Below are 15832 nucleotides of genomic sequence, written 5' to 3' on the forward strand. Positions count from 1 at the left end.
ATGCCCCAGGTCCTGTTCAGGTCGTACAGCCGGGGGACAGAGTGCCCCGTACGGACCAGGAAGGTCGGCCGAACAGGGAGCCTCCACCACCGCGTTCGGCGAGGAGCCTTGCGAAGGGGACCGTGTCACCGGACGGCTGACAGGGCGCCAGACCCGGCAGCCGGGCCAGACACCAAGGCCGGCCACGAAGACGAGCCCAGGTCAGCCGCGCACCCGGCCGTCTACCGGCCCACTCGCCCCACCACGCCATCACCCCACCGAGGCACCGAGGCACCGAGGCACCGAGGCACCGAGGCACCGAGGCACCGAGGCACCGAGGCACCGAGGCACCGAGGCACCGAGGCACCGAGGCACCGAGGCAGGATTCCCGACCGAGCGCTCACCCGAGTCCCGTCCGGCCCGGCTCAAGGCGTTCAAATCCCCGCCAGCAGCTCCCCCGCCGCCTCCCGCTCGACCATCGCCCGCAAAGGTCCGTCCACGGCGGCCAGTTCGGCATACGTCCCACGCTGCGCGACGCGCCCCTTCTCCAGCACGACGACCTCGTCCACCTCCTCCAGCCCGGCCAGCCGGTGGGTGATCAGCAGGGTCGTACGGCCCTCGGTCGCGGCCAGCAGGTCGGCGGTGAGGGCGTCGGCCGTCGGCAGGTCGAGGTGTTCCGCGGGCTCGTCGAGGACGAGGACCGGGAAGTCGGCCAGCAGCGCACGAGCGAGGGCGAGCCGCTGACGCTGGCCGCCCGACAGCCGCGCCCCGTGCTCGCCGATCAACGTGTCCAGCCCGTCCGGCAATTCGTCGGCCCAGTCCAGCAAACGCGCCCGCGCGAGCGCGTCCCGCAGCTCCGCCTCGGTGGCGTCCTTCCGGGCCAGCAGCAGGTTCTCGCGCACGGAGCTGTCGAAGAGGTGCGCGTCCTGGGCACACAGCCCGATGACCCGCCGTACGTCGTCCCCGTCGAGCGCGTATGCGTCCGCACCGCTCAGCGTGTACGTCCCCTCGCGCGCGTCCAGGAACCGCAACAGCACCTGCGCGAGGGTCGTCTTCCCGGCCCCCGAGACGCCGACCACGGCGATCCTGCGGCCCTCTTCGAGGGTGAGGTCCACCCCGGTGAGCGCGTCCCGGTCCTGCCCGGCATACCGGGCGCCGAGCCCTTCGAGCCTGAGCGGGAACGGCGACACCGGCGCCTCGACGGGCTCCTCCGGTTCGCGTACGGGGTCGGGGGCGTCCAGCACCTCGTACACGCGCTCCGCGCTCCTGCGTACCCGCTGGCGGAACTGGACGGCGAGCGGCAGCCCCAGCACCGCCTCGAAGGCGGCCAGCGGGGTGAGGACGACGACGGCCATGGCCACGCCGCTCAGCCGTCCGTCGACGACAGCCTGTGCGCCCAGGAGCGCGGTGGCGGCGACGGTGAGCCCGGAGACGAGCGCGGTGAGCCCGTCGCCGAGCGCGGTGGCGGTGGCGGCGCGGGAGGCGATCCGGGTGAGCGCCCGGTCGGCCCGACGCACCTCGGCGGTACGCGTGGGAAGAGCACCCGCGACCGTCAACTCGGCGGTGCCGGTGAGCAGATCGGTGACACGCGTGGCCAGCACGCCACGAGCGGGCGCCAACCGGTGCTCCGCCCTACGGGCCACGGCCCCGGTCACCAGGGGCACCCCGACTCCGGCGGCGAGCAGCCCCACCGCGAGGGCGGCTCCGGCCTCGGGCAGCAGCCAGGCCGTGAACCCGACAGAGACGGCGGACACGACCACCGCGGCACCGGCGGGCAGCAGCCACCGCACCCAGTAGTCCTGCAGGGCGTCCACATCGGCGACCAGACGCGAGAGCAGATCGCCCCGCCGCGTCGTCCGCAGCCCGGCGGGCGCCAGCCGCTCCAACCGCCGGTAGACGGCCACCCTCGTGTCGGCCAGCATCCGCAGCACCGTGTCGTGCGACACCAGCCGCTCCGCGTACCGGAACACCGCCCGCCCGATCCCGAACGCCCGCGTGGCCGTCACGGCGACCATCAGATACAGCACCGGAGGCTGCTGAGAGGCCCGCGAGATCAACCACCCGGACGTCGCCATCAGCCCGACGGCACTGCCCAGGGCAAGGCTCCCGAGCAACAGGGCGAGGGCGAGACGACTCCGCCGGGGATCCGCCATGCGGCGGACACGGGCGAGCACCCCGCCTTGAGGCACGATGGCCGACGCGCCGGGACGGGCACCCACGCTGCGGGCATCCGTCTCAGCCGCGTCGAACAGGTCCTCAGCACCACGATCGGCCGTACCAGCCACATCGCGGCGAGCATCTGCATGACGGTCAGTCGTCTTGAGCCCGTTGGGACGAGCGTTCACACCAGGGCCGACCGTCGAGGCCACGCTCGCGTCGGAGATCAGCTCGGCTGCCGCTCCCCGAGCGTCGACCGGCCCGGGTATCTGCTCTGCTTCGTCCTCGAAGGGCCCTAGGGAACCGGTACTTGAAAAAGGCAGGCAGGTGGGAGGGGCCTCAACGGCCCGCGCTTCCAGCCGCACCACCCGATCCGCGACCCCCAGCAACGCCGGCCGATGCACCACCAGCAGCACGGTCCGGCCCACCGCCAGCCGCCGTACCGCCTCCACGACCTCCGCCTCGGTCTCCCCGTCCAGCGAGGCCGTCGGCTCGTCGAGGAGCAGCACGGGCCGGTCCGCGAGGAACGCCCGGGCGAGGGCCAGCCGTTGCCGCTGCCCAGCGGAGAGACCTGCGCCGTCCTCACCGAGAACTGTGTCGGCCCCGGCGGGCAGCGCGTCCACGAACTCCAGCGCCCCCGCGTCGGCCAGCGCCCGCCGTACCGCCGCGTCATCCGCGTCCGGACGGGCCAGCCGCAGGTTCTCCGCGATCGACCCGGCGTACAGGTGGGGCCGCTGCGGCACCCAGGCGACCCGCGAACGCCACTCCTCAGTGTCGAGTGAGGCGAGATCGGCTCCCCCGACCCGCACCCGGCCCCCAGTGGGCTCCGTGAACCCCAACAGGACGTTCAGCAGCGTCGACTTGCCCACCCCGCTCGGCCCGACGAGAGCCACGGTCTCGCCGGGCGCCACCGTGAAGGACACGTCAGCGACAGCGTCGTACGACCGCCCCGAATACCGGACGGTCACCCCCTCGAAGCGGAGGGCATGGGAAGCCGGCACGACCCCGGTCCCGGAGGTCGGCAAGGGCGTCTCCAGCACCTCGAAGATCTCCTCGGCTGCCGCGACGCCCTCGGCGGCGGCGTGGAACTGCGCCCCCACCTGCCGCACCGGCGCATACGCCTCCGGCGCCAGAACGAGGATGACCAGCCCGATGTACAGGTCCATCTCGCCGTGCACGAGGCGCATTCCGATGGTGACCGCGACCAGCGCGACCGAGATCGTCGCGAGCAACTCCAGCGCGAAGGACGACAGGAACGCGATCCGCAGCGTGCGCATCGTCGCCTGCCGGTACTCCCCGGTGATCCGCTTGATCGACTCTGCCTGCGCCTTGGCCCGGCCGAAGACCTTGAGCGTCGGCAGCCCGGCGACGACATCCAAGAAGTGACCCGACAGCCGTGACAGCATTCGCCACTGTCGGTCCATCTGCGAGCGCGTGGCCCAGCCGATGAGCACCATGAAGATCGGGATCAGCGGCAGTGTGCCGACGATGATCGCCGCCGACACCCAGTCCTCGGTGACGATCCGCGCGAGCACCGCCACGGGCACGACGATGGCGAGGCCCAACTGCGGCAGATAGCGCGAGAAGTAGTCGTCGAGCGCGTCGACGCCACGGGTGGCGAGGGCGACCAGCGAGCCCGTGCGCTGCCCGCTCAGCCACCCGGGCCCCAGCGCGGCGGCCCGCTCCAGCAAGCGGCCCCGCAGCTCCGATTTCACCGCCGCCCTCGCCCGGTGAGCGGAGAGCTCGGTGAGCCAGGAGACCAGCGCCCGACCCACCGCGACGGCCGCCAACAGAGACAGGGGAGTCCCGAGTTCGGCGATCGACATCCCGTGTTGGAAGGCACCGACCACCACGTCAGCGATGAGCATCGCCTGCGCGATGACGAGTGCGGCCCCGACGACACCCAGGCCGACGACCGCCACCAGGAAAAGACGGGTGGCACGGGCATATCGCAGCAGTCGCGGGTCGATCGGTTTCACGTGAAACATCCTCTTCTCAGCAGCCATGTTTCACGTGAAACATGACTCTTCGGCACGAGGAGGCGTGTTTCACGTGAAACATCGTCAAACACACCTCTTGCCGGACTCGATGCACAGGACGGGACCCAGTGCACGGAACCGGACTCAGTGCACCGGCTCGGCGATGTGCTGCGTGCCGATCCGCTTGCGGAACACCCAGTACGTCCACCCCTGGTAGAGCATCACAACCGGTGTGGCGATCGCCGCGCACCACGTCATGATCTTCAGGGTGTACGGGCTCGATGAGGCGTTGGTCACCGTGAGGCTCCACTCCTCGTTCAGCGAGGACGGCATGACATTCGGGAAGAGCGTCAGGAAGAGCATCGCGACCGCGGCCACGATGGTGATCCCCGACAACGCGAACGCCCAGCCCTCGCGCCCCGCGCGCACCGCCATCAGTGCCACCACGAGCGCAGCGACGGCCACGACCGCCGCGACCAGCGAGGCGCCGCCGCCCTTCTCGACCTGCGTCCAGAGCAGGAAGAGAAGCGCCAGCCCGGCCGTCACCAGCCCGACCTGCAGCGCCAGCTTCCGAGCCCGCTCCCGGATGTCCCCGACGGTCTTGAGCCCGACGAACACCGCTCCATGGAAGGTGAACAGCGTCAGGGTGACAAGTCCGCCCAGGAGGGCGTACGGGTTGAGCAGGTCTCCGACACTGCCCACGTACTCGAAGTCACGGTCGATCTTCACCCCGCGCACGATGTTGGCGAAGGCCACGCCCCACAGGAAGGCGGGGAGCAGCGAGGTCCAGAAGATCGCCGTCTCCCAGTTGCGCTGCCAGTTCTCCTCGGGCCGCTTCGCCCGGTACTCGAAGGCGACTCCGCGGACGATCAGGCAGACCAGGATGAGCAGCAGCGGCAGATAGAAGCCGGAGAACAGCGTGGCGTACCACTCGGGGAAGGCAGCGAAGGTCGCGCCACCCGCCGAGAGCAGCCACACCTCGTTGCCGTCCCAGACGGGCCCGATGGTGTTGATGAGGACCCGCTTCTCCGGACGGTTGCGCGCCAGCAGCTTGGTGAGGACGCCGACCCCGAAGTCGAAGCCCTCCAGGAAGAAGTAGCCGATCCAGAGGACGGCGATGAGGACGAACCAGACGTCGTGAAGTTCCATGACTGTGCTCCCTTGGCCCGGTGCTGCCTAGTACGAGAAGGCCATCGGCTTGTCGGCGTCACGGGGGTCGCCGCCGATCTTCGTGGGCGGGTTGAGATCGGCTTCCGTCAGCTCGGGCGGACCGGCCTTGACGTACTTCGCGAGCAGCTTGACCTCGACGACGGCGAGGATGGCGTACAGCGTGGTGAAGACGATCATCGAGGTGAGGATCTCGCCCTGGGAGACACCGGGGGAGACCGCGTCCTCGGTGCGCAGCACGCCGTAGACCACCCAAGGCTGACGGCCCATCTCGGTGAAGATCCAACCCCAGGAGTTGGCGATCAGCGGGAAGCCCAGCGTCAGGATCGCGATGCGCCAGTACCACTTGGTGAGGGTCGGGCCGAGGGCCTTGCCCGGCAGCAGCGCGAGATGCGGCACCTCGTCCTCGCCGACCCGCAGATGCTGCGGCAGCATGAACTTCTTACGGGTGAGCCAGAGTCCGATCAGGCCGATGGTGAAGGACGCCATGCCGAAGCCGATCATCCAGCGGAAGCCCCAGTAGGCGACGGGGATGTTGGGCCGGTAGTCGCCGGGCCCGTACTTCTGCTGTTCGGCCTTGTTGACGTCGTTGATGCCGGGGACGTACGAGTCGAAGTCGTCGTTGGCGAGGAAGGACAGCAGGCCGGGGATCTCGATGGCGACCTTGTTGTGGCCCTTGTCGACATCGCCGTAGGCGAAGACCGAGAAGGGTGCGGGTGCCTCGCCGTCCCACAGTGCTTCAGCGGCGGCCATCTTCATGGGCTGCTGCTTGAACATGACCTTGCCGAGCAGGTCACCGCTGATCGCGGTGAGCAGGCCGGCGATGACCACGGTGACCAGGCCGAGCCGCAGCGAGGTCTTCATCACCGGTATGTGCTTCTTGCGGACCAGGTGGAAGGCGGCGATGCCGACCATGAAGGCGCCGCCGGTGAGGAAGGCTGCCGAGAGGGTGTGGAAGGCCTGGGTGAGAGCGGTGTTCTGGGTCAGGACGAGCCAGAAGTCGGTGAGTTCGGCGCGGCCCCTCGCCTCGTTGATCCGGTAGCCGACGGGGTGCTGCATCCAGGAGTTGGCCGCGAGGATGAAGTACGCCGACAGGATCGTGCCTATGGAGACCATCCAGATGCAGGCCAGGTGGATCCTCTGGGGCAGTTTGTCCCAGCCGAAGATCCACAGCCCGATGAAGGTGGACTCGAAGAAGAAGGCGATCAGTGCCTCGAAGGCGAGCGGGGCCCCGAAGACATCACCGACGAAGCGGGAGTAGTCGGACCAGTTCATGCCGAACTGGAACTCCTGCACGATGCCCGTGACGACACCCATCGCGATGTTGATCAGGAAGAGCTTGCCCCAGAACTTGGTGGCCTTGAGGTACTTCTCCTTCCCCGAGCGCACCCACGCGGTCTGCAGGCCGGCTGTGAGCGCGGCCAGCGAGATGGTGAGCGGGACGAAGAGGAAGTGGTAGACGGTGGTGATGCCGAACTGCCATCGCGCCAGAGTCTCCGGCGCCAGAGCGAGGTCCACGTCTTCTCCTTACATGCCGTGGCACTGCGGCAGTTTGCCCCGCTTGTCACGCACATCACAGGGCAATCGGGACGCGCTTGTGAACGCGTTCACATTCACAAGCAATTATGACGCATGGCCGTTCGAGGCGTGAGAGTGGGGGTGCCCCGAAACGCAAGAGCTCGGACCAAACAAATCAGGGGGCCCGGGGAAATCCCCGAACCCCCTGGTCAGAGGCGGTCTAGAGGTCCTTGCGGAAGCTCTCCGTCACCTTGAGGAAGATGTCGTTGGCCTCGGTCTCGCCGATCGTCACTCGCACACCCTCACCCGGAAACGGACGTACGACAACGCCGGCCTGCTCACAGACACCCGCGAAGTCGACCGTCCGCTCCCCCAGCCGCAGCCACACGAAGTTCGCCTGCGTGTCCGGCACCGTCCAGCCCTGGGCGCGCAGCGCCTCGACGACCCGGTTCCGCTCGCAGACCAGCGCGCCCACACGCCCGAGGAGTTCGTCCTCGGCACGCAGGGAGGCGACCGCCGCGTCCTGGGCGATCTGGCTCACCCCGAACGGCACGGCCGTCTTGCGCAGCGCCGCAGCCACCGGCTCGTGAGCGATCGCAAAGCCCACTCGAAGGCCCGCAAGGCCGTATGCCTTGGAGAAGGTGCGCAACACGCAGACGTTCGACCGCTCGCGATAGAACTCCACGCCGTCCGGAACCTCGGCATCGCGCACGAACTCGCGGTACGCCTCGTCCAGCACCACCAGCACATCACCAGGCACGCGGTCGAGGAATCGCTCCAGCTCCGAGCGGCGGACCGCCGTACCCGTCGGGTTGTTGGGGTTGCAGACGAAAATCAGCCGAGTCCGATCGGTGATCGCGTCCGCCATCGCGTCCAGGTCGTGCACATCGCCCGGCGTCAGCGGCACCTGCACGGACGTGGCCCCGCTGATCTGCGTGATGATCGGGTACGCCTCGAACGACCGCCAGGCGTAGATCACCTCGTCGCCGGGCCCCGCGGTGGCCTGCAGCAGCTGCTGGGCGACACCGACCGAGCCGGTACCCGTGGCCAGGTGCGTGACGGGCACCCCGAAGCGATCCGCCAACTCGTTCATCAGGCCCGTGCAGGCCATGTCCGGGTACCGGTTGAACGACGTGGCCGCCGCGGTCACACCTTCCAGCACGCCGGGCAGCGGCGGATACGGGTTCTCGTTGGAGGACAGCTTGTACGCCACCGGACCGCCCGCCACGGCCGGCTTGCCGGGCTTGTAGGTGGGGATACCCTCCAGCTCGGCTCGCAGCTTGGGGCTCGTCTCGCTCACCGCAGTCCTCCTCGTCGACGTAATGCTCCTCACTTTATGAGGATTCCGCGCGCCTGCGAATGGCCTGTGGACAACCACATCCATGTGGTGCCCGCACCGCGTCCGTCACCTCGTGTTCGTACCTCTTCCGTCCCAGGAGCCTCATGGGCATCAGCACACGAAGGTGTACGAATCAGGGGGCGCGCCGCTCATGAGCACACGCGCCGGTGGCTCACGCCGTGGCGCGCATCACCCATGCAGGTGAGTTGAGACCTCTTCGAAACATGAACTACTTGGCAGGCCCATACGCGTCGACGAGTCACGTACTGACATTGGATCGGGCAACTCCCTTGCATTTAAAGGAATTTGACCCTCGCTGACCTTGCAGAAACGTACCTGTCAACGAGTGCATATGCGTCCGCACTACCCCACCGCATGAGCCCTACTATCGGCTCGCCATGACAGCAGCAGGGAAGCACCAGGTGAGCCGGGCGGAAACTCCCCGCCGAGGCAGCCGGTCGGGCCGGGCGGGCATTCGAGACGTGGCCGCCGCCGCCGGGGTCTCCATCACGACCGTTTCCGACGCCCTCAACGGCAAGGGCCGGCTCCCGGACGCCACCCGACGCCATGTACGCGAGGTCGCCGACCGACTTGGCTACCGCCCCTCGGCGGCGGCCCGAACCCTCAGAACGGGCAAGTCCGGCCTCATCGGCCTGACCGTGACCACGTACGGGGATGAACCTTTCACCTTCACCGAGTTCGCGTACTTCGCGGAAATGGCGCGGGCCGCCACCTCGGCAGCGCTCGCCCGGGGCTACGCCCTGGTGATCCTTCCCGCGACCTCGCGCCACGACGTGTGGTCGAACGTCGCCCTGGACGGCACCGTGGTCATCGACCCCTCCGACCAGGACCCGGTGGTCAGCGAGCTGGTCCGCCAGGGATTACCGGTGGTCTCCGACGGCCGCCCGGCCGGCTCGCTCCCAGTCACGGCATGGGTCGACAACGACCACGAGGCCGCCGTCCTCGACATCCTCGACCACCTGGCCGACGCGGGCGCCCGCCGGATCGGACTCCTCACGGGCACGACGACGGACACGTACACCCATCTCTCCACCACCGCATACCTGCGCTGGTGCGAGCGCGTGGGCCAGGATCCGGTGTACGAGGCCTATCCGGCGCATGATCCGTGCGCGGGAGCCGTCGCCGCCGACCGGCTGCTGGCCCGGCCCGACCGCCCCGACGCGGTCTACGGACTCTTCGACCCGAACGGCACCGACCTGCTGGCCGCGGCTCGCCGGTACGGCCTGCGCGTCCCGGACGACCTGCTGCTGGTCTGCTGCAGCGAGTCCACCGTGTACGCGACGACCGAGCCGCCCATCACCACGCTCTCGCTGAAGCCGCGCCGGATCGGCACGGCGGTGGTCCAGCTCCTCATCGACGCCATCGAGGGGGTCGAATCGGACCAACCGGTCGAGCAGGTGATACCGACGGAGCTGATCGTGCGCACCTCGTCCGAGCGACGTCCGCCGCGCACGACGGTCAGCCCGCCACGATCACCCGAAGAGGGTTGACGCCGCAACGAGGATCCGACCGGAAGAGGGCGGGAAAGCCCCGCCCAATTCGGGAGAAAACCGCGGTGAACTGGGAGCCTGCGCCATTTCACCACCCCTGGGTCATCACATGGCGCGATCCGCATTCCTATGATGGGCGGACGACACCGCGGGCCGCTGCGACCAGGCAGTCCGATGCGGTGCAGATGCGGCGCGATGGTGGTGGAGGGGTCGATGACTCAGGGGGCCGGTCAGGGACCCGAGGTGCGGACGCCGACGGTGCGTGATTTCCGCGTGCCCGCGTACGTCCACGAAGCCGGTCCGTACGGACACGCCAGCCACCCCGGCGACGCCCGGCCCGCCGACGAGCCGGAGGGTTACCCCGAGGGGTACACCCCCACCCAGAGGGACCTGCCCGTGATCAACCGGGGTGACACACTTCAGGTCACGATCGACCCCGAGGCCGCGGCGGCCGACCGGTCCGCCCCCGGGCCCGGCCCGCTGTTCGTCGTCGGCGACGTCCACGGCTACCTGGACGAGCTCGTCGCCGCGCTCCAGGAGAAGGGCCTCATCGACGCGGCGGGCAACTGGTCCGCGGGCACCGCCCGGCTGTGGTTCCTCGGTGACTTCACCGACCGCGGACCGGACGGCATCGGCGTCATCGACCTCGTGATGCGGCTGTCCGCCGAGGCCGCAGCGGCCGGCGGCTACTGCAAGGCCCTCATGGGCAACCACGAACTGCTGCTGCTCGGTGCCAAGCGGTTCGGCGACACCCCCGTCAACTCGGGCGCGGGCACCGCCACCTTCCAGGCCGCCTGGCTGCTCAACGGCGGCCAGAAGACCGACATGGACCGCCTCCAGGATCACCATCTGCAGTGGATGGCCCGCCTCGACGCCATGGAGGAGGTCGACGGCCACCTCCTGGTGCACTCCGACACCACCGCCTACCGCGACTACGGCGACTCCATCGAGGCGGTCAACGACACCGTCCGCGAAACGATCACCCGTAACGACCCGGACGAGGTCTGGGACCTCTTCCGCAAGTTCACCCGCCGCTTCTCCTTCCGCGACGAGGGCGGCGCCGACGCCGTGCGCTCCCTGCTGGACACCTATGGCGGCACCTGCATCGTCCACGGCCACAGCCCCATCCCCTACCTCCTGGGCGAGGTCGGCTCGGAGGACAGCGAGGACGGCGCGGGCCCCTCCGTCGACGGACCGTACATCTATGCGGACGGTCTGGCCGTCGCCATGGACGGCGGAGTGACCATGGCCGGGAAACTGCTGGTCCAGCAACTTCCGCTCAACAGCTGAGCCGTCAACACGCAGGCGTCCACCGGCGGAAGACTTCGCTGGCCAGGGGCCAATTTCTTCAAACCCCCTGTCACCGCCCGCCGTCACCGCTCTACCATCGGCTTATCCGTAGCAGGCTCCCCTCCGTTTCTGCCCGACGGCTCGTCAGCATGCCGAGCCACAAGCCCTACGGAGCATCGGGGGATGCACATGAACAGCGTTCCGCAGCACCTGCTCAGTGAGGACCGCCAAGAGTACGAGCGGATCCTCGGCGAGGCGCTGCGCTCCGCACCACACCGCCCGGAATTCGCCGCTGGCCTGCAGCGGCTCAACCCCGAACAGCTGCGCACCATGGCCCTCAACGCCACGGCGATCATCACGGCGTCCGCCGCGGCCGAATACGAGTACTACGTCAAGGTCCGCGACGAACTGCGCAACCCGCCGGCGTCCGCTCTCCCCACCCGCGAGGGCACTGCGTCCGGCTCCGCCGAGCCCGACGGGACCGCGGCGGGACTCGCCGCCGCCATGGGCGAGGTCGGCGAGGCGGCCGGAGCCGGTGTCGGCGCCGTCGCCGCGGTACTCGCCCCCGTCCTGGCGGGCACCGCCGCAGGTCTCTTCCTCCTCGTCGGCTATGTGATGAGGGTGATCGACCCCGATCGTGCGATAGCCCAGACCCTCCTCACCACAGGATGGGTGTTCGGCGCGGTCACGGCGGCTGCGATCCTGGTCGCCGCGGTCGGCCTGTTGCTCACCGCCCTGCGCAACGGCGCCACCGCCGTGGACGACGGAGCACGTGGCGAGTTGACCGAGGAGGTGGCCCGGGCCAAGGAGGCCTGGCGCGATGCCCTCCTGGAGCGCGGCATCCTGCCCTTCCTGCGGGACGCCCTGGCCAACCCGGGCCCGGCGGTGCTGAGCGAGCCGACCCGCCCGACTCCACCCAGCCGTATGCCGCATCTCGGCTACAACCGACCGAGCTTCAGCAGCCCGGACAGCGGCGGCGCCGGCGCCCGTCCCAGCTTCACCAGCCCGGACTTCACGAGCCCCGACTTCGGCGGCCCGGAACACCGGCCGGAATGACGCCTCGGGACCGAGCAGCCACCCGGAACCTGCCGGGCCCGGCAGCCGCCCGACGCGACGTGGTCCGCCCGGCACGACGCTCGGTCTGCCGACCGGCGCGCTCACACTCCGTCCTGTCCGCTCCGCGCACACATGGGACGCCGACAGACCATGACGCTGCCGAGCAGCGGCGGGCTCCCCGAGCACACACCCGGGAGAGCACCGCCGCGCGTGAGCAGTCAACGGCCGCGACGGATCCGCGACGACCCGTGTACCGCCTGTCCGCCCATGGACCTCAGTCCGCGAGCGGCAGATAGACCCGGTTCCCCGCCTCCGCGAACTCCTTGGACTTCTGGGCCATACCCGCCTCGATCTCCTCCCGGGAGCCGCCGTGTTCGCGGCGGATGTCCTGAGAGATCTTCATCGAGCAGAACTTGGGACCGCACATGGAGCAGAAGTGAGCCGTCTTGGCCGGCTCCGCCGGAAGGGTCTCGTCGTGGAAGTCGCGGGCCGTGTCGGGGTCGAGGGCCAGGTTGAACTGATCCTCCCAGCGGAACTCGAAGCGGGCGTCCGACAACGCGTCGTCCCACTCCTGTGCGCCCGGGTGTCCCTTGGCGATGTCCGCCGCATGGGCCGCGATCTTGTATGTGATGACGCCCGTCTTGACGTCGTCACGATTGGGCAGTCCCAAGTGCTCCTTGGGCGTGACGTAGCAGAGCATGGCCGTGCCCCACCACGCGATCATCGCGGCACCTATGCCTGAGGTGATGTGGTCGTACGCCGGCGCGACGTCGGTGGTCAGCGGGCCGAGCGTATAGAACGGAGCTTCATCGCAGATCTCCTGCTGAAGGTCGATGTTCTCCTTGATCTTGTGCATCGGGACATGTCCCGGGCCCTCGATCATGGTCTGTACGTTGAAACGCTTCGCGATCCGGTTGAGTTCCCCGAGCGTGCGCAATTCCGCGAACTGCGCCTCGTCGTTGGCGTCCGCGATGGAGCCGGGCCGCAGGCCGTCGCCCAGCGAGTACGTGACGTCGTATGCGGCGAGGATCTCGCAGAGTTCCTCGAAGTTCTCGTAGAGGAACGACTCCTTGTGGTGCGCCAGGCACCAGGCCGCCATGATCGAACCGCCGCGGGAGACGATGCCGGTCTTGCGGTTCGCGGTCAACGGCACGTACGCCAGGCGCACGCCTGCGTGGACCGTCATGTAGTCCACGCCCTGCTCTGCCTGCTCGATGACCGTGTCCTTGTAGATCTCCCAGGTCAGCTCCTCGGCCCTGCCGTCGACCTTCTCCAGCGCCTGGTACAGCGGCACCGTGCCGATGGGGACGGGGGAGTTGCGCAGCACCCACTCGCGGGTCGTGTGGATGTTGCGCCCGGTGGACAGGTCCATGACCGTGTCGGCACCCCAGCGGGTCGCCCAGGTCATCTTCTCGACCTCCTCCTCGATGGAGGAGGTGACCGCGGAGTTGCCGATGTTGGCGTTGACCTTCACCAGGAACCGCTTGCCGATGATCATCGGCTCGATCTCCGGGTGGTTCACGTTCGCGGGCAGTACGGCCCTGCCCGCCGCGATCTCCTCCCGGACGACCTCCGGCGAGACGTTCTCCCGGACGGCCACGAACTCCATCTCGGGGGTGATCTCCCCGCGTCGCGCATACGCGAGCTGGGTCACCGCCCGGCCGTCACGGCCCCTTCGAGGCTGGCGCGGCCGACCGGGGAACACCGCGTCGAGGTTGCGCAGTCCCCCGCGCGGCGAGGTGTGCTTGATCCCGTCGTCCTCGGGCCGGACGGGACGGCCCGCGTACTCCTCGGTGTCGCCGCGAGCGATGATCCAGTTCTCCCGGAGAGGGAGGAGCCCCCTCCTGACATCGGTCTCGACGTTCGGATCGGTGTACGGGCCGGAGGTGTCGTACAGGGTGACCGACTGCCCGTTGGTGAGGTGCACCTGGCGGACCGGCACGCGCAGATCGGGGCGCGAGCCCTCGATGTACGCCTTGTGCCAGCCGATGGACTTACCGACCTCCTGGAGCTTGTCGCCCTGGTTGTTTTCACCACCGGACGAGGCAAATGCCCCGTCCGTCTGGTGGGAGGCAGGCGTGCGTGTGTCCTCGATGGTCATGAGACCTACTCCCTACGCCGGCATTACCCGGTAACAGGTTCAGCGGTCGACGCAGCGATTTCCGCCCGCGGATGTTCCACGTGAAACATCGCGTTTGCGGAGGTCAGCGCCCTCTCAGCCCGGTGCTCCGAGCTCCCGCGTGTGCAAAGGTGGCTCCACGCTAGCGTCAGATGTGGCGCGGTGAACAGTGGGCACCGCTTGTTCTTGCGATGATCGGTCGGTGACCACGATGCAGCAGCCCCCTCCTCCACCCCCCGAGCCGCCCCGAGGCCCTGGCCCGGGGCCCGGCCATGGGCACAGCACCGACGGTGGCCATGGCCATGGCCCGGACGGCGGCCATGTCCATGGCTCCCGCGGCGGCCACGGATCCGGTGACGGGCATGGCCACGGCTCGAACTCCGGCGGCGGCCACGGCCACTCCCACAGTCACGGCCCCGCCGCTCCCGTGTCACAGCACCTGCGCAAGGTCATCGCAGCGGTACTGATCCCCTTCGCGACCGCGGTCCTCGTGGGCCTCGTCGTGCTCTGGCCCGGCGGTGCCCCGCCGCACGAGCGCACCGGTGTGGGCTTCGACCGGCAGACGCAGTCGGCCACGGTCACCAAGGTCGAGGAGGTCGACTGCTCCTCGGTGAATGCCTCGGGCGTCCCCCCGACCGGCGACACATCCACCGCCGAGGGCTCGTCCGCCCAGCAACAGGCGAACGGCACCTGCAAGAAGGCGACGATCCGGGTCGACACCGGCAAGGACAAGGGCCGTACGTTCACGGAGATCGTTCAACCGGACCAGTCACGGCAGTTGAAGCAGGGCCAGGAGGTCGTGGTCGCGTACGAACCCGCCGCGCCCAAGGATCTGCAGTACTCGGTCACCGATGTGAACCGAAAGTTCCCGATGGCGCTGCTCGCCGGGATCTTCGCGCTCGCCGTCGTGGTGGTGGGCCGACTGCGCGGTGTCATGGCACTGATCGCACTGGCGGTCAGCTTCCTGGTGCTGACCTTCTTCATCCTGCCGGCCATCCTGCAGGGCTCGAACCCGCTGGTGGTGGCGGTGGTCGGGGCGAGCGCCATCATGCTGATCGCGCTCTACATGTGCCACGGCCTCTCGGCTCGCACATCGGTCGCCGTACTCGGCACCCTGATCTCGCTGCTGTTGATCGGCGTGCTGGGCTCGATGTTCATCGGTTGGGCCGCACTGACCGGCAACACGGACGACAACACGGGTCTGATCCACGGTCTGTACCCGGACATCGACATGAGCGGTCTGCTGCTCGCGGGCGTCATCATCGGCTCCCTCGGTGTGCTCGACGACGTGACGGTCACCCAGACGTCGGCCGTCTGGGAGCTGCACGAGGCCAATCCGTCGATGGGCTGGCGCGGTCTGTACCGGGCAGGCATCCGGATCGGCCGGGACCACATCGCGTCGGTGGTCAACACCCTCGTCCTCGCCTACGCGGGTGCCGCGCTGCCACTGCTGCTGCTCTTCTCGATCGCGCAGAGCAGCATCGGTACGGTCGCCAACAGCGAACTGGTGGCCGAGGAGATCGTGCGTACGCTCGTCGGTTCGATCGGCCTGGTCGCCTCGGTGCCGGTGACCACCGCGCTGGCCGCCCTGGTCGTCTCGGCCGATCGCCCGGGCGAGACGGCGGCCACGTCCGCACCCGCTCCGGCGCGCGCGGGCAGGGGCCGCCGCCGCAAGCGCTGAAGCGTTACGTCACCCCGACGGCGTACGGAAGGCGAC

Annotated in this window: 10 protein-coding genes; 4 read left to right on the forward strand and 6 right to left on the reverse strand. The window is 69.0% G+C overall.

What is annotated here, in order from left to right; all coding sequences use genetic code 11:
* Positions 1-413: 413 nt before the first annotated feature.
* From cydD to hisC, 4 genes are all read right to left on the reverse strand, one after another.
* Positions 414-4124: a thiol reductant ABC exporter subunit CydD gene (gene cydD / locus STRIP9103_RS34555; protein WP_009329310.1), complete on the reverse strand. Its 3711-nt coding sequence runs from the start codon at positions 4122-4124 to the stop codon at positions 414-416.
* 135 nt (positions 4125-4259) lie between these two features.
* On the reverse strand, positions 4260-5264 hold the full coding sequence (gene cydB, locus STRIP9103_RS34560) for a cytochrome d ubiquinol oxidase subunit II (RefSeq protein ID WP_009329316.1): 1005 nt from the start codon (positions 5262-5264) through the stop codon (positions 4260-4262).
* A gap of 27 nt (positions 5265-5291) precedes the next feature.
* Positions 5292-6800, reverse strand: coding sequence for a cytochrome ubiquinol oxidase subunit I (locus STRIP9103_RS34565; protein WP_009329243.1), 1509 nt, complete (start codon positions 6798-6800; stop codon positions 5292-5294).
* A 220-nt stretch (positions 6801-7020) separates the two neighbouring features.
* Positions 7021-8100, reverse strand: coding sequence for a histidinol-phosphate transaminase (hisC, locus tag STRIP9103_RS34570; protein ID WP_009329223.1), 1080 nt, complete (start codon positions 8098-8100; stop codon positions 7021-7023).
* Between the two features lie 437 nt (positions 8101-8537).
* Here hisC and STRIP9103_RS34575 point away from each other — a divergent pair, with 437 nt between their 5' ends.
* The 3 genes from STRIP9103_RS34575 (at position 8538) to STRIP9103_RS34585 (ending at position 11996) form a co-directional block, all read left to right on the forward strand.
* Positions 8538-9650, forward strand: coding sequence for a LacI family DNA-binding transcriptional regulator (locus tag STRIP9103_RS34575; RefSeq protein ID WP_078614146.1), 1113 nt, complete (start codon positions 8538-8540; stop codon positions 9648-9650).
* 198 nt (positions 9651-9848) lie between these two features.
* Positions 9849-10940 (forward strand): metallophosphoesterase, encoded by a 1092-nt coding sequence (locus tag STRIP9103_RS34580; protein WP_258540087.1) that lies wholly within the window; start codon positions 9849-9851, stop codon positions 10938-10940.
* Between the two features lie 183 nt (positions 10941-11123).
* A complete protein-coding gene (locus STRIP9103_RS34585; protein ID WP_009329220.1) occupies positions 11124-11996 on the forward strand; it encodes a hypothetical protein in 873 nt (290 codons plus the stop codon).
* Positions 11997-12270: 274 nt separating this feature from the next.
* On the opposite strand, the gene thiC is transcribed toward STRIP9103_RS34585, so the two are convergent.
* Positions 12271-14097 (reverse strand): phosphomethylpyrimidine synthase ThiC, encoded by a 1827-nt coding sequence (thiC, locus tag STRIP9103_RS34590; protein ID WP_009329232.1) that lies wholly within the window; start codon positions 14095-14097, stop codon positions 12271-12273.
* Positions 14098-14263: 166 nt separating this feature from the next.
* A complete protein-coding gene (locus tag STRIP9103_RS52230) occupies positions 14264-14527 on the reverse strand; it encodes a hypothetical protein (protein ID WP_234022378.1) in 264 nt (87 codons plus the stop codon).
* A gap of 15 nt (positions 14528-14542) precedes the next feature.
* On the opposite strand from STRIP9103_RS52230, the gene STRIP9103_RS34595 reads away from it, so the two are divergent.
* On the forward strand, positions 14543-15796 hold the full coding sequence (locus tag STRIP9103_RS34595; protein ID WP_009329266.1) for a YibE/F family protein: 1254 nt from the start codon (positions 14543-14545) through the stop codon (positions 15794-15796).
* Positions 15797-15832: the final 36 nt, after the last annotated feature.

This window comes from Streptomyces ipomoeae 91-03, from assembly GCF_000317595.1.
GTDB lineage: Bacteria > Actinomycetota > Actinomycetes > Streptomycetales > Streptomycetaceae > Streptomyces > Streptomyces ipomoeae.

Coding starts and splice junctions, on each gene's coding strand:
- cydD (WP_009329310.1), bottom strand. CDS start 4,124: ATGTTTCACGTGAAACCGATCGACCCGCGACTGCTGCGATATGCCCGT.
- cydB (WP_009329316.1), bottom strand. CDS start 5,264: ATGGAACTTCACGACGTCTGGTTCGTCCTCATCGCCGTCCTCTGGATC.
- STRIP9103_RS34575 (WP_078614146.1), top strand. CDS start 8,538: ATGACAGCAGCAGGGAAGCACCAGGTGAGCCGGGCGGAAACTCCCCGC.
- STRIP9103_RS34585 (WP_009329220.1), top strand. CDS start 11,124: ATGCACATGAACAGCGTTCCGCAGCACCTGCTCAGTGAGGACCGCCAA.
- thiC (WP_009329232.1), bottom strand. CDS start 14,097: ATGACCATCGAGGACACACGCACGCCTGCCTCCCACCAGACGGACGGG.